Raw genomic sequence first — 23,786 nt, 5'->3', positions numbered from 1 at the left:
CGAGGCCCTTGGCTTTCCTCACGCGTTTGCGTTCGAGTCGAAACAGACCCCACACACCTGGGCCGTTCACCGGCCCGACATCAATCGGGCCTCGCGCCCGCAAGGAGCAATTATGTCGACTGAGCCCGACCACAAGGTCATTGCCGAGGTCCGCGAGAACTTCGGCAAGGGCTTCGCCCGCCGCCTTCGCGCTGCTGGCAAGATCCCCGCTGTCATCTACGGTCACGGCACCGCACCCGTCCACGTCGCGCTGCCCGGCCACCAGGTCGCCCTGCTGGTCCGCCGCGCGAACGCGCTGCTCGAGCTCGACGTCGATGGCGCTTCGCACCTCACGCTCGTCAAGGACGTGCAGAAGGACCCGGTTCGCCAGATCATCGAGCACATCGACCTGCTCGTGGTGAAGAAGGGCGAGAAGATCCTCGTCGACGTTCCGGTCACCGTCACCGGTGAGTCGGCTGCCGGCACGATCGTGAACCTCGACGCGACGTCGGTCTCGCTCGAGGTGGAGGCGACCCACATTCCCGAGCACGTCGAGGTCAGCGTCGAGGGCCTCGAAGAGGGCACGCACGTCACCGCCGCCGAGCTCACGCTGCCCAAGGGTGCCACCCTGGCCGCTGACCCCGAGCTACTCATCGTCGCTGTGTCGACGCCCGCGGTGTCGAGCGACGAGGACGAGGCTGCGGAGGGCGCAGACGAGGCCGAGGCCGAGGCTGAGGCAGCCGAGTAAGGATTCAGGCGCCCAGGCGCTGATCCGAATCGAGGGGGTGCATCTGCACCCCCTCGATTCGCTTAACGGCTTCCTGTTGCCGCAACGCGGGCAGGGAACGGCAGGATAGGGAACTATGGCAGACACATGGCTGATCGTGGGCCTGGGCAACCCGGGACCGCGCTATGAGATGACCAGGCACAACGTCGGACACCTTGTCATCGACGAGCTCGCCGCACGGCGGAGCGAGTCCTTTCGCGCGCACAAAGCCAACGCGCGCGTGGTCGAGACATGGTTGCGCCCCGGTGGTGACAAGCTCGTGCTCGCCAAACCGCAGACGTTCATGAATGTCTCGGGGGGGCCTGCGGCCGGGCTGGCGAAGTTCTACGGCATTGCTCCGGAGCGCGTGGTGGTCGTGCACGACGAACTCGACATTCCCTTCGACACGATCAAGGTCAAGATCGGTGGCGGACACGGAGGTCATAACGGCGTGCGCGACGTTGCCAAGGCTCTCTCCACGCCTGAGTTCGTGCGCGTGCGCGTGGGCATCGGTCGTCCACCGGGACGACAGGATGCCGCGGACTGGGTACTCGATCCGTTCAGCACCGCGGAGCGGAAGGTGCTGCCGATTCTCGTAGGTGACGCCGCCGACGCGGTTGAGCAGACGGTGGGCGAAGGACTCCTGGCCGCCCAGCAGAGGTTTCATGCGCCCAAGGTGTGAGGTGCTTACAGCGCAGCGATGCCCACTGCTGCCCCGATGACGATTCCGATCTGAACCGCCACGACGAAAATGACCGGGCCGTTCGCGGCGACGATGATCGCGGCAACCCCCATGCCGCGGCCTGTGCGCTTTACGGTGGCGACGATTCCCTGGACGACGGCCCACACGCCACACAGCGTGCCCACCCAGAACGCAATCTCCCCCAGGAGGACCCAATCGCGGACGGGTGTGAGGGTGCTCCAGTCGAACGTCGCAGCGGTCAGGGAGGAGTAGTTCATCGTCCCCCGACCGATCTCGAACGCGGCCACCGAGACAATCAGCGGCATGAGCACCGCTGCAACCAGGGCCAGCGTGAGAGCGATCGCCCCTGTGTGCCGGCGCGGTGACCCCTGAGTGGCAGGGGTGGGTGGCGGCGATGCCGGGAGTACCGTGGGAGCGGCAATTCCCGCGGGTCCGGCGTAGCCTGCGGGTGGGGCGTAGCGGGGCCCAGACGACGCCGGGGTGAACGGGCGATGGCCGGGTGGTGCCCAGGTGTTCCCCGGCGCCGGCGGATTGCCGGGCTCGGTCGAATGGGCTGGGGGACGGGCATCGCCATCGGTCACTCGTTCATCCTAGAAGCGACCGCTGACGTCCGAGGGGCGCCGTAGACTTCTGCGGTGACAGTTTCCGGGATCGTGCGCGCCCTCGAGCAGGCGGAGTCCTTCCGGGACGCCGTCGCCGCGGCGCCCGTAGACGCAGACTTCTCCATCGTCGAGGGCCTGTCGGCGCCACTGTTGGCGGCGCTGGTGGAGCGTCGGCGCAGCGCTGGCCAGCCGCCTGCCCTGCTGCTGATCGCGCCCACCGGGCGACGCGCGGAATCCATCGGCCCGGCCCTGAGTGCGCTCCTGCCCGACGCGGATATCATGCACTTTCCGGCGTGGGAAACCCTTCCTCACGAGCGGTTGAGCCCGAGTGTCGAGACGGTGGGTAAGCGACTCGAGATTCTCGCCCGCCTCGCCGCATGGGATGGGAAGACTCCTCTCGTGGTGACGGCCTCCGTCCGCGGAGCGATTCAGCCGATTGCTGCCGGACTGACGGACATCGCCTCCCTGCATCTTGCAGTGGGCAGCCGCGGGCACGACCTCGCACACGTCGTTCACGACCTTGTTGAGCGCGCCTACCACCGTGTCGATATGGTGTCTCGGCGAGGCGAGTTCGCTGTTCGAGGCGGCATTCTCGATGTCTTCCCCCCGACGGCCGCACATCCGGTGCGAGTGGAGTTCTTCGGCGATGAGGTCGATCAGATCCGCCAGTTCTCGGTGGCCGACCAGCGCTCGCTGCCCGGCGAGGTCTCGGACGTCACTCTGACGGCAAGTCGCGAGCTATTGCTCACCGAAACTGTGCGCCAACGTGCCGCGGAGCTCCACGAGACGTTCCCCGGGCTGCGCACGATGCTCGAGAAGATGAGCGAGGGCATTCCGGTCGAGGGGATGGAGTCTCTGCTTCCCGCCCTCGTCGATGATCTCGTGACTCTCGTCGACTACCTGCCACGGTCGGCGGCGGTCTCGCTCGTCGATCCCGAGCGTTCGATCACGCGGGCGATCACGCTGAGTGACACCAATCGCGAGTTTCTGGATGCCGCGTGGAGCGCCGCCACGGCGGGAGCTGACACACCCGTCGACCTCGGCACCGGTGATTTCGTGTCATTGCCGGCTCTGCGCGAGGCGGCGCACGCGCGGGGCGATGTGTGGTGGACGATCAGCGCGTTCGACTCCGGCGCGGCAGATGCCGCGGCGGACGGACTGCTCGACATCGATGCGGCGCTTGACGCCGCACGACTGATCAAAGTCCCGGCTGATGCTGTCCCATCGTTCCAGGGCAATGTCGACGGTGCGACGGCGCACATCGCTGAACGCCTTGCGGCCGGCTGGCACGTGGTTGTCGCCGCATCCGGCGTGGGACTCGTCGAGCGTGCGCGTGATGTTATGGCCGAGCGCGGGATCGCCGCACGAATGGTTGATCACGTGGATGCCGCGCCCGAGCCCGGTGTGGCGTACACCGTGGTCTCGCAGCTCGAGCGCGGATTCGAGCTCGCCGAGGCGCGCCTGGCGGTGCTGACCGAGTCCGAGTTCTATGGGCGCACGATCGGCGGCGACCAGCGGGTGGTGAAAAAACTCGCCTCCCGCAGACGCAACGTCGTCGATCCGCTGCAGCTGAAGCCGGGCGACATCGTCGTGCACGCCACCCACGGCATCGGCAAGTTCGTAGAACTCACGCAGCGCGTCGTCTCCAGCGGCGGCCGAAACGCCGTCAAGAGCACGCGAGAGTACCTCGTGATCGAGTACGCGCCCGCCAAGCGTGGGTACCCGGGGGACAAGCTGTTTGTTCCGACTGACCAGCTCGATCAACTGTCGCGCTACGTTGGTGGCGAAGCGCCGGTGCTGTCGAAGATGGGCGGCAGCGATTGGTCGCAGGCGAAGAGCAAGGCGCGCAAGGCTGTGCGCGACATCGCCGTGGAGCTCGTCAAACTCTATTCGGCGCGCATGGCGTCCAAGGGTCATGCGTTCGGCCCGGACACCCCCTGGCAACGCGAACTCGAAGAGGCCTTCCCGTTTGCGGAAACCCCGGACCAGCTGCAAACGATCGATGAGATCAAGGCCGACATGGAGAAGCCCATCCCCATGGATCGCCTGCTCTCGGGTGACGTGGGCTTCGGCAAGACTGAAGTGGCGGTACGCGCAGCCTTCAAGGCCATCCAGGACGGCAAGCAGGTCGCGATGCTCGTGCCGACGACGCTGCTGGTCAAGCAGCACATGGAGACGTTCGCCGAACGGTTCGCGGGATTCCCCGTCAAAGTGCGCGCGCTGTCGCGCTTTCAGACCGACAAAGAGGCGCGCGACACACTGGCCGGCATCACGGACGGCACCGTCGACATGGTGATCGGCACGCACCGCATCCTGACCGAGAAGGTGATTTTCAAGGATCTCGGGCTGATGATCATCGACGAGGAGCAGCGGTTCGGCGTCGAGCACAAGGATGCGCTGAAGAAGCTCAAGACGAACGTCGACATTCTGGCGATGAGCGCAACACCGATCCCGCGCACCCTCGAGATGGCCGTCACCGGCATCCGCGAGATGTCGACGTTGCAGACCCCGCCGGAGGACCGGCATCCGATCCTCTCCTACGTCGGCGCTCGCAGCGACAAGCAGATCGCCGCGGCGATCCGTCGCGAACTGCTGCGCGAGGGCCAGGTGTTCTACGTGCACAATCGCGTGCAGTCCATTCAGCGGGTGGCCGCCCACCTTGCCGAGCTGGTGCCCGAGGCGCGCATTGCGGTTGCGCACGGCCAGATGGGGGAGCACCAGCTCGAGCAGGTCGTCGACGACTTCTGGGAGCGCCGCGCCGATGTTCTGGTTTCGACGACGATCATCGAGACCGGACTCGACATCGCCAACGCCAACACCATCATCATCGACCGTGCGGACAAGTATGGGTTGTCTCAGCTGCATCAGCTGCGCGGACGCGTTGGTCGTGCGCGTGAACGTGCCTATGCGTACTTCCTATACGACGAGATGAAGCCGCTGAGTGAGACCGCGGCCGACCGCTTGGAGACCATCGCCGTCAACAACGACCTCGGATCCGGCATGCAGGTGGCGCTGAAGGACCTCGAGATCCGCGGGGCGGGAAACCTGCTGGGTGCCGAACAGGCCGGACACATCGCCGGCGTCGGCTTCGACCTCTACCTACGAATGATCGGGGAGGCCGTGTCGGCGTTCCGAGGCGAGGAAACCGAGGGACCGGTGGAGCTTCGGCTCGAACTCCCGGTTCAGGCTCGGATTCCGGAGGACTACATCGACAGCGAGCGCCTGCGACTCGAGGCGTACCAGAAGCTCTCGGCCGCTTCTGCCGCGCAGGCGGCTGACGATGCTCTGGATGCCGTCACCGAAGAACTGACCGATCGATACGGCGAACCGCCTGCGGACGTTGCGGGGCTGCTCGCGGTCGCTCGTTTGCGCCGCCGTGCCGCGCAGGCCGGTCTGAGCGATGTTGTCGCAATGGGACCGAACCTTCGCATCGCCCCGGCTCACTTGCCCGATTCGATGCGCGTCCGACTGCAGCGACTGTACCCAGCGGCGAAGCTTCTCTCGGGCGGTGATGCGCTGGTCGTACCGATGCCCAAGGTCGGGGGAGCGCCGCTCGGCGACGCGGATCTGATCGCGTGGGTGGGTCAGTTGATCGAGCAGCTCTGGCCGCAGAAACCCCCTGTCGACAGCGCCTGAGCGACGCTACGCTGGCAGCGTCGAAGGAGCCGCATGCAGTTCGAACACCTCGGGGTTCGGCCCCGCATCCACCCCTCGGCCGTCATCGCGCCGACAGCCGTGATCAGCGGCGACGTGCACATCGGAGCGGACTGTCAGGTGCTCCACGGTGCCGTCATCACGTCCGAGGGCGGCGCGATCACCCTCGGCCAGAGCGTCATCGTGATGGAGAACGCACTGATCCGGGCAACCGCGACGAACCCGGTGCATATCGGTGACCATGTGCTGGTAGGCCCCATGGCGAGCGTGTCGGGGGCCACGGTCGGGGACGAAACGTTCCTCGCGACGGGGACGCGTGTGTTCAACGGCGCCACGATCGGCGAGCGAAGCGAGGTGCGCATCAACGCGGTCGTCCACCTACGCACGGTGCTGCCGCCGGAATCCACTGTCCCGATCGGTTGGGTCGCCGTCGGCGACCCGGTGTGCATCCTTTCGCCCGACCGCCACGAAGAGATCTGGGCGGCGCAGCGCGAGCTCGACTTCCCCGGCTACGTGTTCGGGCTCGACCGTGACACTCCTGACCTCATGGCGCAACTGACGGAGCGATATGGGCGCTCGCTCGCCCGGCACGCCGACGACATGCCCGTCGACTAGGCATCTGCGCTCGCGCTACTCCCAACGGGTGCCACAGGAACGGCATCCGAATTCGACGACGAGCGGACTCTCGAGCCAGTCACGCCGATCGAGTTCGATGTCGAACCACCGAGGCTCCACCGCGGTGACATCGAGCGAGCCGCACGTCGGGCAGATCTCGGCGATGACCACACGTTTTCGGTCCATGCGCCCACGGTAACCCCGGTCACCGACATGGCCCCCGAACACGCCGCGTGTCGTCGGGCGCGGGTCTCGACGCGAGGATGCGCCGAGAACGATCACCCGGTGTTCTGAAGGCCGGCTGCGACGCCGCTCACCGAGAGTAACAGCAGGCGTTGCTGTTCGACGTCGACGGGTGCCGACTCGTCCGCGTCACGCAGGGCACGCAGTGCGCGCAGCTGCAGCAGCGACAACGCGTCAACGTACGGGCTGCGCATCTTCACGGCCCGCTGCAGCACGGGCTTGTTGCCCAATAGCTCTGTTCCGCCGGTCACGCGGATCACCCACGCCCGAGTGAGTTCCATCTCTTCTCGGACCAGATCCGCGAGATCGTCGCGATCACCCAGGGCGAGATAGCGACGTGCGATGCGATCGTCGGCCTTCGCGAGGCTCATTGCCACGTTGTCGATCAGGGTGCGCAACAGCGGCCACTCTTGATAAGCCTGCTGCAGCACCGCTTCGTCACCGACGGCCTGCAATGCCGTGCCGAGGCCGAACCATCCCGCAAGATTGATGCGGGCCTGAGTCCAGGCGAACACCCACGGAATCGCCCGCAGGTCCTCAAGCGACTCCACCGAAAGTCCACGGCGCGCGGGCCGGGATCCGAGCGCGAGCAATCCGATTTCTTCCATTGGCGTGACGGTTGCGAACCAGGGGGCGAAGCCCGGCGCCTTCACGAGTGAGTAGAAGCGCTTCCGCGACGATTCGTCCATGACGGCCGCGATGTCGGCGTACTTCTCAGCTGCCGCGCGGTTGCGTTCCTCGTTCGACGGCGACGACGCGAGAAGGATCGCGGCGGCCACCTGATCGATGTGGCGCATCGCAATCGCGGGGTCGCCGTAGCGAGCGAAGATGACTTCACCCTGCTCGGTGAGCTTGAACCGTCCGTCCACCGAGTGAGGCGGTTGCGCGAGGATCGCGGAGTTGGCGGGTCCGCCACCGCGGCCGAGCGCACCGCCGCGCCCATGGAACAGCGTGAGTTCGATCTTCTCCGATTGCGCCCACGCCGAAATCTTCGCCTGCGCTTCGTAGAGCGCCAGGTTCGCGGCGACCGGCCCCACGTCCTTGGAAGAGTCCGAGTAGCCGAGCATGACTTCCAAGCGGCGGCCGGTGGATTCCAGGCGGGCCGCGAATGCAGGATGGTCGACGATCTCGGCGAGGATGCCCGGGGCTGCCTGCAGGTCCGCGAAGGTTTCGAACAGCGGGATCACGTCGAGGACCGGGATCGTGCCATCGGGGCCGGCTGCGTAGGCCGCGAGACGGTGGACGTTCGCCAAATCCTCGGCGGACTGTGTGAAGGAGACAATGTAACGACCGGCGGCACGGGGGCCGAAGCGCTCCTGCAGGAACGCCACGGCGCGGAAGACATCGAGCACCTCTTCGGCCTGATCGCTAAGCGAGTCCCCGGCATCGAGCTCAGCGAGGACCTTGCGGTGGACGGCGGAGTGCTGGCGCACTTCGAGTTCGGTGAGGTGGAATCCGTACGTCTCGACCTGCCAGATCAGCTGTTGCAGGTGGCCGTAGGCCTGTCGAGCCGCGCCGGATGCGACGAGCGAGTCCTGCACGATGCGAAGATCCGCCAGCAGGTGCTCGGGCTGGGCATAGGCGAGGTCTGCGTCGCGTTCCCGGGTGGCCGTGAGCTTGCGTCCGATCAGCAGCAGGATACGCCGGTACGGCTCGTTGGGGGAGCGCTCCGCGATCTCGGCGGCAGCCTCTTCGTCGGCCGACTTCAAGCGGCGCCACAGGGCTTTGGCGGCGTCGCTAGGGGGAGTCGACGTGCTGTCGAGTGTGAGGTTGCGTCCGATGCGATCGGTTGCGCGCTCGAGACCTCGCAGCACGTGTTCGCTGGCGATCGCCGCCGCCTTGCGAGTGACGGATGCCGTGACAAACGGGTTTCCGTCGCGGTCGCCACCCACCCACGAGCCCACGCGGACGAAGGGGCGCACGACGGGCGCACGGCCGCCAGCGGCCGGGCCTTGCAGTGCGTCGTCGACGCGTCGGTATACGTGAGGAACCGCCGTGAAGAGAGTCTCGTCGAAAACCGACATGACGGCGCGCACTTCGTCCGTGGGCGACGGTTTCTGGGGGCGCAGCGGCGCGGTGCGCCATAGCGTGTCGATCTCCTCCAGCATGCGCCTCTCGGCTCGTCGCTCATCAGCGCCGTTTCGCAACGCCTGGTCGTGCTGTTCCAAGAGTTCTGACAGTCGACGGATACTCTGTGACACCGCGCGGCGACGCGCTTCGGTGGGGTGCGCCGTGAACACGGGGTGGAAGCGGAGATCCTGTAGACGGCTGAGCGCGGAGTCGTCTCCGATCTCTTCGGCCAGCCGGACGAAGGCAGCCGCGACGGAGTCAGTGGCGTTCTCGCGCGCGGGGCGGCCATCACGCTCACGCAACACGCGCACGCGCTGGTGCTCCTCGGCGAGATTCACGAGGTGGAAGTACGCCGTGAATGCACGAGCAACCTCGTCGGCCCGAGCCACAGTGAAGGAATCCGCGATCGCCGCCGCACGCTCGAACGCCTCGGGCGACTCATCGGTGTACGCCTGAATTGTCGCCGTCCGCAGTCGTTCGACGTCTTCGTAGAGTCCGGGTGTACCGCTCTCGCGCAGAATCTTGCCGAGCAACGAGCCCAGCAACCTGACGTCCGAGCGCATCTGCTCCGGGATTTCCTGACCGGCCTCAAAGCGTCCGACGAGATCGATCGCCTCGGTCTGGGTGAGTTCACGCATCCCTCCACGCTACCGTCGGTGTGTTTCGTTCCCGTCACGGCGGCGAGGCATGTGACGTTGAACGTCGTTAGACTCGGTGGCGGAGTGCCGGGAAGTCTGGTCGGCGTCGGTGGAGCACGCCGACTGCACTCTGAAAGGACCCCATGTCCCTGCTTCGCTCTGCACGCTTTCCCGCGATCATGCTGCTCTGCGCGGCAGCGCTCGGGCTGATTGTCGCCAATTCGGCCCTCGGCCCCGCTGCCGATGACGTGATGCACGCCTACGTCGGCATTCCCGGGTTCTTCGAACTCTCGGTCGATCACTGGATCAAGGACGGCCTGCTCGCTCTCTTCTTTTTCGTCGTGGCTGTCGAGCTGCAGTTCGAGCTGACCAACGGGCAGCTCAACTCAACGAAGAAAGCGCTCCAGCCGGCTATCGCTGCCGCCGGTGGCGTGCTCGTGCCGATCGCTGTCTACCTCGCGTTCGCGTGGGGCACGGAGTCTGCAAACGGCTGGCCGATCCCGACGGCGACAGATATCGCATTCGCCCTCGGTGTTCTTGCGGTGTTCGGGCGCGGCCTGCCCTCGGCCCTCCGCGTCTTCCTTCTCGCGCTCGCGATCCTCGATGACATCGTCGGCATTGTCTTCATCGCCGTCCTGTTCACTGCGGATGTCGACTTCGCGATGCTGGGAGCCGCTGCCGTTGCGGTGATCGCCTTCGGGATCCTCAGTCGGCGACTCGACACGAAGGCACGCATCCCGATCACGATCGTGCTCGTGCTCCTCGGCATCCTCGCCTGGGCGCTGACATACCTCTCCGGTGTGCACGCGACGATTGCGGGTGTCGCCCTCGGTCTCGCCATGTCGCAGCAGCCCGCCCTGCACGCGCGGCACGTGCTGGAGCCCTGGGTCAACGGACTCGTTCTGCCGATCTTCGCTTTCGCGGCGGCGCTGGTTGCCATTCCCCAGGTCGGGTTCAGCGAGCTCACGCCGGCATTCTTCGGCGTGCTCATCGCGCTGCCCGTGGGAAAGATCGTCGGCATCTCGCTGTTCGGGTGGATTTCGCTGCGCGTCGGCCGCACCGCGGGACCGCCGCCGCTCGCGTTCACCGACCTTCTCGCCGCGGGAGCACTCGGCGGCATCGGGTTCACCGTTTCGCTGCTGTTGTCTGAGCTCGCGTTCGCAGGGAACAGCGAATTGCGCGACGAGGCCACGCTCGGTGTGCTCGCCGGATCGATGATCTCGCTGCTCTTGGCGGGCATCCTTGTGTCGTGGCGTGCGCGGCATCACCGGGCGGTGGCTGCCGTCACCGCGGCGGAATCATCTGCCGCCGACGCGAGCTGAGCATGACGAACATCCCGGCTCACGGTGCTGGCACCGAGGACGCGCTTCGCGAAGCCGCGAACACGATGCGCGCCGTGCGGGAGAGGTGCGTGTGGTCGCAACAGATCGACCATCGCGCTCTCGTGCCGTACCTCGTCGAAGAAAGTGCCGAGGTGATCGATGCCGTTGAGGCCGGGACGCGAGACGACCTTCGTGAAGAGCTCGGCGACCTGCTCTGGCAGGTGCTCTTCCACGCTGAGATCGCATCCCGCGATGACGATGATCCCTTCGACATCGATGATGTTGCCCGGGGGCTGACCGAGAAGATGGTGCGTCGTCATCCGCACGTGTTCGCGGATGCTGTCGCGAACACACCGGAAGAAGTGCTCGTGCATTGGAACGCGGCGAAAGCCGCCGAGAAGAGCACCCGCACCAGCGTGCTCGACGGAGTGAGTGAGCGGATGCCGTCACTCGCGCTCGCGCAGAAAGTGGCATCCAAAGCCCGCCTCGTGGGTGTCGAGTTGAACCGCGCGCTGGCAGAGCCAGCCTCGGAAGCGGAACTCGGCGACAGTTTGTTGGCGCTCGTTGTTCGCGCGAGAGAGAACGGATGGGACGCGGAGCGGGCGCTCCGAGAGCAGGTGCGCTTTGTCGAGAGCCAGATTCGCAACGCCGAGCGCTCCGGCGAACACCCCGCGTCTGGGTGAGTCGCCGGGCACCTGCCCGCGACCTGGAAAGATAGAGCACGTGGCAACTGTGAACCCGCCGCGCGGCATGCGCGACTTCCTCCCTGCAGACAAGGCGCGCCGCGAGCGCGTGCTCGCCGTCATCCGAGAGCGCTATCGCGCCCACGGATTCGACGAGATCGAGACTCCGGTCATGGAGGAGTACTCACGCCTACACGCCGGGATCGGCGGCGACAACGAGAAGCTCGCATATAACGTGCTCAAGCGGGGGCTCGACGCCGACGCGATCGTGCGCGCGGCAGACTCGCCCGCCGACCTTACCGACCTCGGGCTGCGCTACGACCTGACCGTTCCTCTTGCCCGGTTCTACGCCACTCATCGGGGCGAGCTGCCGACGGTGTTCCGTTCGATCCAGATAGCCCCCGTATGGCGGGCAGAGCGCCCCCAGAAGGGCCGTTATCGCCAGTTCATGCAGTGCGACATCGACATCATGGGCGATGCGACGGCCAGGGCCGAGGCGGAACTGATCGTGGCGAGCCTCGACACCCTGGATGCGCTCGGCCTCGAGGGCGCGAGCGTGCGGATCAACGATCGGCGCGTACTCGATTGGATGCTTGAGCACTTCGGTTTCGAACTCACCGAGCGCCCCGGCGTGCTCATCACGCTCGACAAGTTGGACAAAGTCGGCCCGTCCGGCGTTGTCGCCGAGCTGCGCGAGCGCGGTGCAACGGCTCCCGCGGTCGACGCGCTCGAGGGGTTCCTCACCCGGCCTATGACTCTCGAGTACGTCCCGTACGGCGAGCGCCAGCTGCGAAAGCTCTTGCCCGAAGGGGTACCCGGCAACGTGGTGGAGCACCTGGTCGGCATTGGCGACGCCGTGCGCGCGGCACGCGGGACTGACGAGATTCCGCTCACCTTCGACCCGTTCCTGGTGCGGGGCATGGGGTACTACACCGGCACCATTTTTGAACTGGCGCATCCCTCGGTCGACTATTCGCTCGGCGGCGGCGGACGATACGACGGCATGATCGGACGCTTCTTGGGTCAGGATGTGCCGGCGGTCGGGTTCTCCATCGGGTTCGAGCGGATCGTCGACCTCATCTCGGACGCGCAAGATGCGGCATCCGACGCGCTTGTCGTCGTCCACGATGCGAATGTGCCGCTCGGCGAACTGCTGGCGGCGAAGGCGTACTTCGTCTCGCAGGGTCGTCGCGCGCGCCTGGAGACCCGGACAAAGAATCTCAAGGCCTTGCTTGAACGCGCTGCGGGGCAGGGGTACACCTCGTTCGCCGTGCTTTCGGCGGGCTTGGATCCTTCCGAGCTTGAGGTCAAGACTTTGGCGTGATGCCCATGTCTCGCCCGCGGCTTGCGGGAGGAGCAGGGCGGTAACCCCCGGTTTTCCCGTCATTCATTTCGGCAGGGTGCACTTCGTTCATGGCACGCACCCTCGAAAGCCGAAGCGGGGCTCATGTCACGGTGGCGGTGACCGCAGGCACAGCGGCCGTGCTCGTGGTTGCCTCGTTCGTTGCCCGTGCCGTGTTGCAGCAACAAGCGGCGATCGCCCGGCGCCGCATTGGAAAGCCCCTCGGTGAGGACGCCCTCGATGCGGATCGCGTGTGGCGACGCTCGCTGCCCGGTGAGCCCATCGAGTTGCTGCTGCTCGGCGATTCGATCGCGGCGGGGCTCGGCGCGAGCCGACGAAAAGACACCCTCGGGGGCCGACTGGCGAAGTCGACAGCGAAGCAGGCCCACCGACCGGTGCGGCTGACGACCGCGGCGGTGGTGGGCTCGGAGTCTTCCGAACTGGGTCGTCAGCTCGATCAGCTGCCCGCAGGCTATCGGGCCGACGTCGCGGTCATCGTGGTCGGCGGCAACGACGTGACACACCGCGTTCCGGTGGCCGATTCCGTCGGCCACCTCGCGGAGGCGATCGAGCGGTTGCATCGGCAGTCCAGCGCGGTGATCGTGGGTACATGCCCGGACCTCGGCGCACTGCGCCCCGTCCCGCAGCCGCTCCGCGCTCTCGGCTCGCGCCTGTCTCGCCAACTGGCGGCGCAGCAAGCTCTGGTTGCCGAGCGCCTGGGTGCACATGCGGTATCTCTCGGTCGGGCGGTGGGACCATTCTTCATCTCGGAGCCCGATGAAATGTTCTCGCTCGATCGATTCCACCCCAGCGCGTTGGGCTATCGGCGCACCGCAGAGGCCCTGACGCCGGCCGTGATGCGCGCGCTGGGTGGCGCGCAACGCTGACGCCGAAATCTCTCTCGGGCTGGGCCTATGCGCTGGTAGCGTGCGAGTCATCCATCCGATCTCAGAAGGAGTCACAGATGGCTGAACATCAGACGACGACGGGCTCGAACGCTGCTCCCCAGCGGGAGGAGTGGACCGGCCAGGTCGGGTTCATCCTCGCCGCGATCGGATCGGCTGTGGGATTGGGGAACATCTGGCGTTTCCCCGGGGTGGCCTACGAGAACGGCGGGGGAGCGTTCCTGATTCCGTACCTGGTGGCGCTCGTCACGGCGGGTATCCCGATCCTGTTCCTCGACTATGCGATCGGACATCGCTTTCGGGGCGCGGCGCCACTGGCGTTTCGGCGGTTGGGCGGTCCCCGTCATGGGAAGTGGCTCGAGGGGCTCGGCTGGTTCCAGGTGGCGATCGCGTTCGTGATCGGGCTGTACTACACGGCGGTCATCGCATGGGCGCTGAGCTATTTCGTCTTCTCGTTCGATTTGCGCTGGGGCGATGACCCCGCAGGGTTCCTGATCGGGGAGTACTTGCAGGTGGGCGAGCCCGGGCTCAGTCTCGAGTTCGTTCCCGGTGTGCTCATTCCGCTCGCAATCGTCTGGATCGTGGTCATCGCCGTGCTCGCCAGCGGTGTTGCCCGCGGCATCCAGCGCGCAAATTTCATCTTCTTGCCGCTGCTGGTGGCCGCATTCCTCATCCTCGTCGTACGCGCGCTCTTCCTGGACGGCGCCGCCGACGGTCTCAACGCCCTGTTCACGCCTGACTGGGCAGCTCTCGCGAACCCGGATGTCTGGATCGCCGCCTACAGCCAGATCTTCTTTTCGCTGTCGATCGCGTTCGGCATCATGATCACGTACGCGTCGTATCGCAAGCGTCGTTCGAACCTCACCGGCCCAGGGTTGGTTGTGGCCTTCTCGAACTCCTCGTTCGAGATCCTCGCCGGGATCGGTGTGTTCGCCACTCTCGGATTCTTCGCATTCGAGCAGGGGATCGCCGTCAGCGACCTCGACGGTCTCACCGGGGTCACGCTCTCGTTCATCACGTTCCCCGCGATCGTCTCGCAGATGCCCGGGGGCCCGATCTTCGGCATCCTCTTCTTCGGATCACTCGTGATGGCCGGGTTCACGTCCTTGCTGTCGGTGCTGCAAGTCGTCTCGGCGGCCTTCCAAGACAAGTTCGGGATTTCGCCGCGGCGCGCGGCGGCATCCATCGGCGTCGTCTCTGCGGTGCTGTCGATCTTGTTGTTCTCCACGACCACGGGGCTCATCGCCCTCGACACTGCTGACCAATGGGCGAACAACGTCGGCATCGTGGCATCCGCGATTCTCACGTCCGTGCTCGTGATCTGGGTGCTGAGGAAGGGGGCAGAACTACGCTTCCATCTGAACAGCGTGTCCACGTTCCGGGTCGGTCGTACGTGGATCTTCTTCGTCGGGTTGCTCGCCCCGGTGGTGCTTGCCTACATGCTGATCAGTCGCATCATCTCGCTGATCGGTGAAGGCTATGCGGGTTATCCCACGGCGTATCTGATTGCCGTCGGATGGGGTTCGGTGCTGTTCATGGTGATCATGGCCATCGTGATGCCGCTCACGCGGTGGAAGCGCTCGCCGGATGAGTTCCCCGTGTGGCCCGCGTTCGAGAAGGAGGTCGCCCGATGACCGCGATCGCCGTGGTGTTCCTGTTGCTCGCCCTGGTGGTGGTCTGGGGCGGGCTGTTCGCCAGCATCCTGTTCGTGCGCGCGCGGCCCGAGACGGCTGAATACCCGCCGGGAGGCGCCGACGATCACCGCGAAGACGACGCGCCGGTAGAGCGAGACACCTGATGACGTCGGGCCTTGATCCCAAGAGTCGCGGGTGTGAGTTGTTCTAGTTGTTGTAGAGTAACTGTGTGTTAATCCGCCTCGATCCTGACAGTGATACTGCGCTGTTCGTTCAGGTCGCTGATTCGATCAGAATGGATGCCGCCGCCGGCCGCCTTCGCCCCGGTGAGCGCCTGCCCGCGGCGCGAGAGGTCGCAGCGCTCCTCGAGATCAACGTGCACACCGTGCTCCACGCCTACCAGGAGCTTCGCGACGAGGGTCTCATCGAACTTCGGCGCGGACGCGGCGCGGTGGTGACACCGCAGGCGGATGCACTCGTCGCACTGACGCACGACATCCGTGCCGTCGTTTCTCGTGCGAGGGCGTCCGGCCTGCCGGCCGAAGCTCTTGCCTCCCTCGTGAAGGAGATCGCCCGTGAAAACCGCTGAGAACATGCCGCTCGCCACTGGCGCCGCCCGAGTGCCTTGGCTGGCCGTGGTGACATTCGTCGCGTTGGCGTGCGGCACCGCCTGGCTGGTGACGTTGCCGCTGTGGCTCGAGGGCGGACTCGCGTCGCCGTGGGCTGCAGCGTTGCTTCCGCTCATGATGATGACTCCCGCGGTGGCGACCGTGATCGTCCTCTTTGTGTTCCGCGTTCCGGGTCACGAGCGGGCCGCGTTCCTGGGCCTGTGGCCGCTTCGCCCCGTGGGCCGGCTGCTGTTGTTTCTCGCGCTGGGACTGTTCCTGCCGATGATCGTCGTGATCGCCGCCGCACTCGTGGCAGGCGCGCTGGGGCTTGTGCGGCTGGATCTGATCTCGTTCTCAGGGTTCGCTGACCAGCTTGCTGCTGCGGCGCCGGGTGCGGCACCCGCTCTGCCCATCCAGGTCTTGGTCATCGTTCAGATGGTCGCGCTGCCGATCGGCGCGATCATCAACAGCGTGTTCGCCCTCGGCGAGGAACTCGGTTGGCGGGGCTGGCTCCACTCCGCGCTGCTACCCCTGGGCGTGTGGCCGACGCTGCTCATCACGGGCGTCATCTGGGGGCTATGGCACGCGCCGCTGATCCTTCTCGGATACAACTTCGGAAGGCCTGACCTCGGCGGTCTCGCCTTCATGGTCGGCGGGTGCGTGGCCTGGGGAGTCCTGTTGGGTTGGCTTCGCCTGCGCAGCGCCTCGCTGTGGCCCGCGGTCCTCGCCCATGGATCGCTCAACGCGGTGGGCGGTGTCGTGCTCGTGTTCATCGCGTCCGGTGAGGTGGCTGACATGGCAATCGTCGGTCCGCTCGGTGTGGTGGTCTGGGTCATGCTCGCTGTCTGTGTTGCGGTGATCGCGCTCGTGGGGCAGTTCCGTCGAGGGGCGCCTGCGACTGTGGCTCGAGTCGACACGGGGGCAGCCCGCTGATGGACGTCCGCACGCTCGCACTCCGACGATTCATCCTCGTCGCCCTCGTCATCCCTGCCGTCGTCGCCGGGGTGGGCACAGCGGTGCAGGTGATCGCTGTTCCCGGTCTCGGCGAGACCGTCGCCGTCCATTGGAATGCCGCTGGCGATCCGGATGGGTTCGCACCTGCATGGACTCAGCCGCTAATGACCGTCGGCATCGGGTTTGGTGTTCCTGCTCTCATCGCGCTCCCCGCGTTGCCCGGGCTGCGACGGGGAGCGGGCGGCCCGACGTACCGACTCTTGGGCGCGACGGCAACGTGGACGAGCATCTTCGTGGTCACGATCTTCACGTGGACCACGCTGGCGCAGACCGGGGGAGCGTCAGCAGATGCCGTGGCGATCGGGCGCATCCTCGTCAGCGCACTTCTGATTGCACTGGCCGCTGGCATCGGCGCGTGGTTCGCCCAGCCAGCCGTCGCAGCACGTCCGTTGCATGCCCGCTCGGTCGCGCCGCTGCCGATCGAGGCCCACGAACATGCGGTGTGGGTGAAAGTCAGCACCATGACACCGGTGGCGATGTGGGCCCTGTGGGCAAGCGCCGCGCTCCTGTTGCTCGCCGGCGGCCTGATGGTCATTCAACAGGCCGAAGCGGGGTGGATCGTCGCCATCGTCGGTGTCGTGATGGTTGTTGCGGTAGGCGCGACCACCACATTCCGCGTAGCTGTGACCGAAGCCGGGATGCGCGTGCGGTCGGTGTGGGGCGTTCCGCGCTTTGGCGTCGCCGCGGCGGACGTGCAGCAGGTGCAGGTGATCGAGGTTAATCCGATGGGCGAGTTCGGCGGGTGGGGCGTTCGTGCCGCGCCGGGCCGGCTTGGCGTCGTCCTGCGCTCGGGGGAGGCGATCAAAGTGACCCGACGCGGCGGCAAAAGCCTCCTGGTGACGGTTGACGATGCCGCGACGGGCGCTGCCTTGCTCGAGTCGTACGCGCGGCGCGCGGCATCGGATCTCGATGCTTGACGGCTGTGCCGCTCCCGGGTTTGCTGGAGGCATGTCCGAACCCACGCCCGACCTGTGGCAGCGCGTCGATCACTATCTGACGAGGACTCTCGTCGGTGAGGATGCCGCGCTCAGCGCAGCTGTGGACGATCAGAACGCGGCGGGCTTGCCGGCGATCGAGGTCGCCCCGGTGAACGGCAAGTTCTTGAACCTCTTGACGCGGATCAGTGGGGCGCGCCGGGTTCTCGAGATTGGAACGCTCGGCGCGTACTCGACGATCTGGATGGCTCGCGGGCTCCCTGAGAACGGGCGCATCGTCACCATCGAGGCCGAACCGGACAATGCGCGCGTCGCGCAGCGAAATCTCGAACGTGCACACGTCGCGCACATGGTCGAGATTCGGGTCGGGCGCGCAGCCGAGGTGCTCCCAGAACTCACGTCTGAAGAGCCCTTCGACCTGGTATTCATCGATGCCGACAAGGAATCGAACACCATCTATCTCGACTGGGCCGCGCGACTGGGCCGCCCGGGCACCGTCGTCGTCGTCGATAACATCGGCCGCGCGGGCGAGATCGCCGACCCCGCCTCTACGAACTCGCAGGTCATCGGCACGCAGCGCGGACTCGAGATGCTCGCGCGAGATCCGAGGTTCGATGCCACCGCGCTGCAGACCCTCGATCGCAAGGGCTACGACGGCGTCGCGCTCGCAGTCGTGGTGTGAGCTCTCGCGGCATCCGATCCCCTCGACACTGGCGCGCGCGTTCACGGTCACTAGACTCAGAGGCGGACCGACGACGCTCCCTGATCCACCCTCCACAACACAAGGAGTTCCCCAGTGGCACTTATCGAGGCAGTAGGCGCACGCGAGATTCTGGATTCACGCGGCAACCCGACCGTCGAGGTGGAGGTGCTGCTCGACGATGGGATCGTCCAGCGCGCCGCCGTCCCGTCGGGGGCATCCACCGGAGCATTCGAGGCGTATGAGCTTCGCGACGGCGACAAGAGTCGGTACGGCGGCAAGGGCGTTCTGAAGGCCGTTGCCGCGGTGATCGACGAGCTCGGCCCGGCGATTGAGGGTGTGGATGCTAGTGAGCAGCGCATCATCGACGAGATCTTGATCGAGACCGACGGCACCGACAACAAGTCGCGCTGCGGCGCCAACGCCATCCTGGGCGTGTCGCTCGCGGTCGCCAAGGCTGCGGCAGACAGCGCGGATCTTCCGCTGTTCCGCTACCTGGGCGGGCCCAACGCACACGTCCTCCCCGTTCCGCTGTTCAACGTCATCAACGGCGGCGAGCACGCCGACAACGGCATCGACATGCAGGAATTCTTCCTCGCACCCATCGGCGCGGAGAGCTTCTCGGAGTCCCTGCGCTGGGGCACCGAGGTCTACCACGTCCTGAAGGGTGAGTTGAAGGCGGCCGGCTTCGCCACCGGCCTCGGTGACGAAGGCGGTTTCGCCCCCGACCTGCCTAGCAACCGTGAGGGTCTCGACTTCTTGGTCAAGGCGATCGAGAAGGCGGGCTTCACCCCCGGCACCGACATCGCGCTCGGACTCGACGTCGCCGCCACCGAGTTCTTCAACGACGGCGTCTACCGCCTCGACAACAAGGACTGGTCGGCCGCCGAGCTCACCGAGTACTACGTCGGGCTCGTCAACGACTACCCGATCGTCACCATCGAGGACGCCCTCGCCGAGGATGACTGGGACAACTGGAAGGCCCTGACCGACGCGCTGGGCAGCAAGACGCAGCTGGTCGGTGACGACCTGTTCGTGACGAACCCGACGCGTCTGGCCGACGGAATCGCACGCGGCGTGGCGAACTCGCTGCTCGTGAAGGTCAACCAGATCGGAACGCTGTCGGAGACTCTGGATGCCGTGGACATGGCACACCGCGCGGGGTACACCGCGATGTTGTCCCACCGTTCGGGCGAGACCGAAGACACCACGATCGCCGACCTCGTCGTCGCGACCGGAGCAGGTCAGATTAAGAGCGGCGCGCCCGCGCGCAGCGAGCGCGTAGCGAAATACAATCAGCTTCTGCGCATCGAAGAGGAGCTGGGCGATGCGGCGTCCTTCATCGGGCGCGCAGCATTCCCGCGCTTCACGGCGTGATGCGACGCTGATGACCATCTGAAAGACTCCCGCGCGACGCGGGGTCTTCGAACGACGAGAGGAGGAGCCGTGGCAGCAAAGACGGCTCCTCCTTCTCGTTCCCGCGCGACAGGCACGGCGGCGCCGTCCACGCGCCGACTGGACGTACGCGGTTGGTTGGGAGGCATCCGACTGTCGGGATTCATGATCATCATGTTCGGACTCGTCGTTCTCGCCACGTTCGTCCTCGTCCCGACCATCGGCACGTATGTCGACCAGCGTCAGCAAGTCGACGCCCTCGCTGACGCCGTGGAAGTGAGCCGCGACGAGGTCGCGCAACTCGAACAAGAGCGTCAGCGATGGAGCGACCCGGCCTACATCACTTCCCAGGCGCGGGAGCGGCTGTACTACGTGAACCCAGGCGAGGTCGTCTACCTGGTCGACAACGATCTGGCGCCCGAGGACGTACCTGTGGAGCAACGGCCGGTCAGCGATGAGTTGAGCGAGACCCGACGCGACTGGATGGGGCAGTTCGTCTCGTCGCTTACGGAGGCCGGTCTTGCGCAACCCGTCGTCGCGCCGGTAACCATCGGCGTGCCTGACGAACCGACACCTTCGCCGTCGGCAACACCATCGGAGTGAGTCACCGATCCAGCGCCGTCACAGGAGCCGCCGGTAGCCTGAACGACGTGACGACGCCTCCCTTCGCCCCTGTCAGTGATGCTGATCTGGCTGTGCTGCACGCCCAACTCGGACGCCCCGCACGTGGCGTCGTCGGCGTGGCGGCGCGGTGCGTGTGCGGGAACCCCACGGTGGTGGCCACGCTACCGAGGTTGCCCGACGGCACACCGTTCCCCACCTTCTACTACTTGACCCACCCGGCGGCCACCGCGGCGATGTCGACTCTCGAAGCCGAGCACGTTATGCGCGACATGAACGACGTGCTCGCGGAAGATCCCGACGTGGCATCCGCCTACGGCGCCGCACACGATGCCTACCTTGCCGATCGAGCGCACTTCGGCGACGTGAGCGAGATCGCCGGGATTTCGGCCGGCGGCATGCCCACGCGAGTGAAGTGCCTGCACGCCCTCGCGGGGCACGCGCTGGCAGCGGGACCGGGGGTCAACCCGATGGGGGACCGCGCGCTGGAGATGTCTTCGTGGTCCCCTGAGCGCTGCGTATGCGCCGATCCTGGATCCGCGGCGCGCGTTTCTGACGAATGATGAGGGCCCTCTTCGCCAGCCTGGTCGTCATCGGCCTCCTCGCCGGGCTGACAGCTGCTCCGGCATCGGCATCGGCTGCCGTCTCTTTGGCGCCAGCGCCGTCGGCAGCAACGCCGGATGATGTCACGGCCCCGACTCCGACTCCCACGGCGGAAGTGGATGAAGGCGACCCGATTCGCAATGCCGAGTACTGGTTGGATGACTACGGCGTCGCCGAGGCATGGGAGACCACGCGCGGCGCGGGCGTGAGAATCGCGATCATCGACACGGGCATTGCCCGCGGCCCGGAGGAGTTCGCCGGTGCCGTCGTCGGCGGAACCGACGTTTCCGGGGTGGGCACACCCGATGGGCGCACACCGGTTGGCGCTGTGGACGCCGACCACGGCAGTTGGGTGGCCTCCCTTGCTGCGGCTCGTGGCACCGGTCCCGATGAAGGGATGATCGGTGTCGCGCCTGAGGCGGAGCTCTTGTCGATCTCAGTCGGGTTCGGGTCGACGGCGCAGGTGCCTTTCAGCCAGCAGATCGCCGAGGCGATCGTGTGGGCGGTGGACAACGGGGCGGACGTCATCAATCTGTCGTTCACCACGAACGGCACCACATGGGACGAGTCGTGGGACGACGCATTCATGTACGCGTTCGATCACGACGTCGTCATGATTGTGGCGGCCGGAAACCGGGGGAGTGGCACCACGAAAGTCGGTGCGCCCGCCACGATTCCCGGGGTGCTGACGGTCGGGGGCGTGGATCCCTATGGTCGTGCCAGCGTGGGTGCCTCAACTCAGGGCATCACCATCGGTGTCTCGGCGCCGAGTGAGCGGCTGATCGGTGTTTCGCCCGACGGCACTCTCGTGTGGTGGGACGGCACCAGCGGCGCCGCGCCGATCGTTGCCGGCATCGCTGCGCTCGTCCGCGCAGCTCACCCCGAGCTTGACGCGAACAACGTCATCAACCGGATCGTGAGCACGGCCACGCCGTCAACCTTCGCCACGGCGGACCCAGATCCGCTGTACGGATACGGATTGGTGGATGCCGCGCGCGCCGTTTCGGCACCCGTTGCCGAAGTGGATTCCAACCCCATGGGGAGCCTGTCGGACTGGATTCGGCTCTATCGTCGCGCCGACAGCAGCCCTGTGCCGAGCGAAGCAGCGCAGCCCGCGGTGGTGCCGGAGTTGCCGCCGATCGAGAACGTGACGACCGCGGCATCCCCGCTTCTGCCGACGTACGCGACAGTGCTCTACGGGACCGTCCCGCTCGTCCTGGTCACCGCCAGCGCTATACTGGTGGCGCTCGGCGTCACTGCAGCTGTCCGACGCATCCGATCGGCGAACTCTTCGCCGCGCCGCTGATACCCAGGAGTAATCCCCTCGTGACGAACACCGTGCCCAAGATCCTCATTGTCGGTGGCGGATACGCAGGCTTCTATACCGCTTGGAAGCTCGAGAAGCACCTCCGCAAGGGCGAAGCCGAGGTCACGATGGTTGACCCGCTGCCCTACATGACCTACCAGCCGTTCCTCCCCGAGGTGGCTGCCGGCGAGATCGAAGCCCGCCACGTCATTGTGGGGCACCGCCGCCACCTCTCGCGCACACGCGTCGTGACCGCGAAGGTCACCGGGATCGACCACGCGAACAAGGTCGCCACGATCACGCCGCCTGCGGGTGAGCCCTGGCAGGAAGAGTACGACCAGATCGTCGTCACCGCCGGCGCCGTCTCGCGCACCTTCCCCATCCCCGGAATCGCGGACAACGCCATTGGTCTGAAGACGATCGAAGAGGCGGTCGCGATTCGTGACCGTGTGCTGACGAACTTCGACCTGGCCGCGAACATGCCGCCCGGACCCGAACGTGACCGCCTGCTGACGGTGGTCGTGGTCGGCGGTGGGTTCGCCGGCATCGAAGTGTTCGCGGAACTGCGTGCGATGGCTTCATCGCTGGTGAAGGACTACCCCTCGATCTCGTTCGAAGACACGCACTTCCACCTCATCGAGGCGATGGGGCGCATCATGCCCGAAGTGTCGCTCAAGACCAGCGAATGGGTGCTGAAGAGCCTGGCCAAGCGCGGGGCGAACGTGCACCTGGACACCCAGGTCACCGGCGCTGTCGACGGAAACGTCGAGCTGTCCACCGGTGAGGTAATCCCGACCGACGTGATCGTCTGGACGGCGGGCGTCATGGCGAACCCCACCGTGGTGCGCGGTAGCGACCTGCTCGTCGAAGAGCGCGGACGCATCGCCACGCGCGCCGACCTGCGCGTGGGCACCGAGGACGAGATCATCGAAGGCGCGTGGGCGGCCGGTGACGTGTCTGCTGTTCCGGATCTGACCGGTGGCGGTGTCGGCGGCTACTGCGTGCCCAACGCTCAGCACGCTGTGCGTCAGGCAAAGTTGCTTGCCAAGAACCTGGTTGCAGTGCTTCGTGGCGAACTGCCGCGTGAGTACGTGCACAAGAACCTCGGTGCGGTGGCCGGTTTGGGGCTTTACAGCGGTGTCTTCCAGTCCGGAAACATCGCCATTAAGGGCTTCTTCGCGTGGGTTGCCCACCGTGGATACCACGGGCTGGCCATGCCGACCTGGGAGCGCAAGTGGCGCGTCATCTTCGACTGGTGGAATAACTTCTGGCTCGGTCGCGACAACGTGACGCTGCAGACCGTCCAGAACCCGCGCTACGTGTTCGAGGAGTTCGCTGCCCGTCCGCGCCCCGTTCAGCCCGCGGCGGCGGAGGCACCGGCGGCGAAGGCCGGCGACAAGGTGTCGGCCGCAGGCTGACCCCCACGCCCGTGCTCGACGTACCCTGAG

At 66.3% G+C, this 23,786-nt stretch carries 22 protein-coding genes; 19 read left to right on the top strand and 3 right to left on the bottom strand.

Features of this window, described 5'->3' with window-relative positions; all coding sequences use genetic code 11:
* Positions 1–112: 112 nt before the first annotated feature.
* Complete coding sequence (locus tag ON062_RS03925; RefSeq protein WP_274645812.1) at positions 113–727, top strand: 50S ribosomal protein L25/general stress protein Ctc; 615 nt, start codon at positions 113–115, stop codon at positions 725–727.
* A gap of 115 nt (positions 728–842) precedes the next feature.
* Positions 843–1,427: an aminoacyl-tRNA hydrolase gene (gene pth / locus ON062_RS03920; protein WP_274645811.1), complete on the top strand. Its 585-nt coding sequence runs from the start codon at positions 843–845 to the stop codon at positions 1,425–1,427.
* 5 nt (positions 1,428–1,432) lie between these two features.
* Here pth and ON062_RS03915 read toward each other — a convergent pair whose 3' ends face one another.
* A complete protein-coding gene (locus ON062_RS03915; protein WP_274645810.1) occupies positions 1,433–2,029 on the bottom strand; it encodes a hypothetical protein in 597 nt (198 codons plus the stop codon).
* A 54-nt stretch (positions 2,030–2,083) separates the two neighbouring features.
* Between ON062_RS03915 and mfd the strand changes: the two genes are divergently transcribed.
* Together mfd and ON062_RS03905 are read left to right on the top strand one after the other, a co-directional pair.
* Positions 2,084–5,686, top strand: a complete 3,603-nt coding sequence (gene mfd / locus ON062_RS03910) for a transcription-repair coupling factor (protein ID WP_274645809.1) — start codon at positions 2,084–2,086, stop codon at positions 5,684–5,686.
* Between the two features lie 33 nt (positions 5,687–5,719).
* A complete protein-coding gene (locus ON062_RS03905) occupies positions 5,720–6,319 on the top strand; it encodes a gamma carbonic anhydrase family protein (protein ID WP_274645808.1) in 600 nt (199 codons plus the stop codon).
* A 15-nt stretch (positions 6,320–6,334) separates the two neighbouring features.
* Here ON062_RS03905 and ON062_RS03900 read toward each other — a convergent pair whose 3' ends face one another.
* Positions 6,335–6,505 carry a hypothetical protein gene (locus ON062_RS03900; protein WP_274645807.1) on the bottom strand — a complete coding sequence of 57 codons (171 nt, stop codon included), beginning with the start codon at positions 6,503–6,505 and terminating at the stop codon, positions 6,335–6,337.
* A gap of 92 nt (positions 6,506–6,597) precedes the next feature.
* On the bottom strand, positions 6,598–9,270 hold the full coding sequence (locus tag ON062_RS03895) for a phosphoenolpyruvate carboxylase (protein WP_274645806.1): 2,673 nt from the start codon (positions 9,268–9,270) through the stop codon (positions 6,598–6,600).
* 143 nt (positions 9,271–9,413) lie between these two features.
* Between ON062_RS03895 and nhaA the strand changes: the two genes are divergently transcribed.
* The 15 genes from nhaA (at position 9,414) to ON062_RS03820 (ending at position 23,756) form a co-directional block, all read left to right on the top strand.
* On the top strand, positions 9,414–10,592 hold the full coding sequence (gene nhaA, locus ON062_RS03890) for a Na+/H+ antiporter NhaA (protein WP_274645805.1): 1,179 nt from the start codon (positions 9,414–9,416) through the stop codon (positions 10,590–10,592).
* Between the two features lie 2 nt (positions 10,593–10,594).
* Entirely contained in the window at positions 10,595–11,275 is a 681-nt protein-coding gene (locus ON062_RS03885; protein WP_274645804.1) for a MazG family protein, read from the top strand.
* A 67-nt stretch (positions 11,276–11,342) separates the two neighbouring features.
* Entirely contained in the window at positions 11,343–12,599 is a 1,257-nt protein-coding gene (gene hisS, locus ON062_RS03880) for a histidine--tRNA ligase (protein WP_274645886.1), read from the top strand.
* A gap of 89 nt (positions 12,600–12,688) precedes the next feature.
* Positions 12,689–13,504, top strand: coding sequence for an SGNH/GDSL hydrolase family protein (locus ON062_RS03875; protein WP_274645803.1), 816 nt, complete (start codon positions 12,689–12,691; stop codon positions 13,502–13,504).
* Positions 13,505–13,581: 77 nt separating this feature from the next.
* Positions 13,582–15,156: a sodium-dependent transporter gene (locus tag ON062_RS03870; protein WP_274645802.1), complete on the top strand. Its 1,575-nt coding sequence runs from the start codon at positions 13,582–13,584 to the stop codon at positions 15,154–15,156.
* Positions 15,153–15,320 (top strand): MetS family NSS transporter small subunit, encoded by a 168-nt coding sequence (locus tag ON062_RS03865; RefSeq protein WP_274645801.1) that lies wholly within the window; start codon positions 15,153–15,155, stop codon positions 15,318–15,320. Before ON062_RS03870 ends, ON062_RS03865 begins: the two co-directional genes overlap by 4 nt.
* Positions 15,321–15,385: 65 nt before the next feature.
* Complete coding sequence (locus tag ON062_RS03860) at positions 15,386–15,745, top strand: GntR family transcriptional regulator (protein ID WP_274645800.1); 360 nt, start codon at positions 15,386–15,388, stop codon at positions 15,743–15,745.
* A complete protein-coding gene (locus ON062_RS03855; protein WP_274645799.1) occupies positions 15,732–16,697 on the top strand; it encodes a CPBP family intramembrane glutamic endopeptidase in 966 nt (321 codons plus the stop codon). Before ON062_RS03860 ends, ON062_RS03855 begins: the two co-directional genes overlap by 14 nt.
* Positions 16,697–17,695: a DUF1648 domain-containing protein gene (locus ON062_RS03850; RefSeq protein ID WP_274645798.1), complete on the top strand. Its 999-nt coding sequence runs from the start codon at positions 16,697–16,699 to the stop codon at positions 17,693–17,695. The genes ON062_RS03855 and ON062_RS03850 overlap by 1 nt, the downstream gene beginning before the upstream one ends.
* Positions 17,696–17,726: 31 nt before the next feature.
* On the top strand, positions 17,727–18,395 hold the full coding sequence (locus ON062_RS03845) for an O-methyltransferase (protein ID WP_274645797.1): 669 nt from the start codon (positions 17,727–17,729) through the stop codon (positions 18,393–18,395).
* A gap of 114 nt (positions 18,396–18,509) precedes the next feature.
* Complete coding sequence (gene eno / locus ON062_RS03840; protein ID WP_274645796.1) at positions 18,510–19,790, top strand: phosphopyruvate hydratase; 1,281 nt, start codon at positions 18,510–18,512, stop codon at positions 19,788–19,790.
* A gap of 69 nt (positions 19,791–19,859) precedes the next feature.
* Positions 19,860–20,411, top strand: coding sequence for a septum formation initiator family protein (locus ON062_RS03835; protein WP_274645795.1), 552 nt, complete (start codon positions 19,860–19,862; stop codon positions 20,409–20,411).
* A gap of 47 nt (positions 20,412–20,458) precedes the next feature.
* Positions 20,459–20,992: a DUF501 domain-containing protein gene (locus ON062_RS03830; RefSeq protein ID WP_274645794.1), complete on the top strand. Its 534-nt coding sequence runs from the start codon at positions 20,459–20,461 to the stop codon at positions 20,990–20,992.
* On the top strand, positions 20,992–22,338 hold the full coding sequence (locus ON062_RS03825) for a S8 family serine peptidase (RefSeq protein ID WP_306802184.1): 1,347 nt from the start codon (positions 20,992–20,994) through the stop codon (positions 22,336–22,338). Before ON062_RS03830 ends, ON062_RS03825 begins: the two co-directional genes overlap by 1 nt.
* 32 nt (positions 22,339–22,370) lie before the next feature.
* Entirely contained in the window at positions 22,371–23,756 is a 1,386-nt protein-coding gene (locus ON062_RS03820) for an FAD-dependent oxidoreductase (RefSeq protein ID WP_274645885.1), read from the top strand.
* The last annotated feature ends 30 nt before the right edge of the window (positions 23,757–23,786 follow it).

It is taken from the genome of Microbacterium sp. C7(2022) (assembly GCF_028823665.1).
Taxonomy (GTDB): domain Bacteria; phylum Actinomycetota; class Actinomycetes; order Actinomycetales; family Microbacteriaceae; genus Microbacterium.
Note: the sequence above shows the minus strand (reverse complement) of the source record. Positions and strands in the feature narration are given on the sequence as shown.

Coding starts and splice junctions, on each gene's coding strand:
- ON062_RS03925 (WP_274645812.1), top strand. CDS start 113: ATGTCGACTGAGCCCGACCACAAGGTCATTGCCGAGGTCCGCGAGAAC.
- pth (WP_274645811.1), top strand. CDS start 843: ATGGCAGACACATGGCTGATCGTGGGCCTGGGCAACCCGGGACCGCGC.
- ON062_RS03905 (WP_274645808.1), top strand. CDS start 5,720: ATGCAGTTCGAACACCTCGGGGTTCGGCCCCGCATCCACCCCTCGGCC.
- ON062_RS03900 (WP_274645807.1), bottom strand. CDS start 6,505: ATGGACCGAAAACGTGTGGTCATCGCCGAGATCTGCCCGACGTGCGGC.
- ON062_RS03895 (WP_274645806.1), bottom strand. CDS start 9,270: ATGCGTGAACTCACCCAGACCGAGGCGATCGATCTCGTCGGACGCTTT.
- nhaA (WP_274645805.1), top strand. CDS start 9,414: ATGTCCCTGCTTCGCTCTGCACGCTTTCCCGCGATCATGCTGCTCTGC.
- ON062_RS03885 (WP_274645804.1), top strand. CDS start 10,595: ATGACGAACATCCCGGCTCACGGTGCTGGCACCGAGGACGCGCTTCGC.
- hisS (WP_274645886.1), top strand. CDS start 11,343: ATGCGCGACTTCCTCCCTGCAGACAAGGCGCGCCGCGAGCGCGTGCTC.
- ON062_RS03875 (WP_274645803.1), top strand. CDS start 12,689: ATGGCACGCACCCTCGAAAGCCGAAGCGGGGCTCATGTCACGGTGGCG.
- ON062_RS03870 (WP_274645802.1), top strand. CDS start 13,582: ATGGCTGAACATCAGACGACGACGGGCTCGAACGCTGCTCCCCAGCGG.
- ON062_RS03865 (WP_274645801.1), top strand. CDS start 15,153: ATGACCGCGATCGCCGTGGTGTTCCTGTTGCTCGCCCTGGTGGTGGTC.
- ON062_RS03850 (WP_274645798.1), top strand. CDS start 16,697: ATGGACGTCCGCACGCTCGCACTCCGACGATTCATCCTCGTCGCCCTC.
- ON062_RS03845 (WP_274645797.1), top strand. CDS start 17,727: ATGTCCGAACCCACGCCCGACCTGTGGCAGCGCGTCGATCACTATCTG.
- ON062_RS03825 (WP_306802184.1), top strand. CDS start 20,992: ATGAGGGCCCTCTTCGCCAGCCTGGTCGTCATCGGCCTCCTCGCCGGG.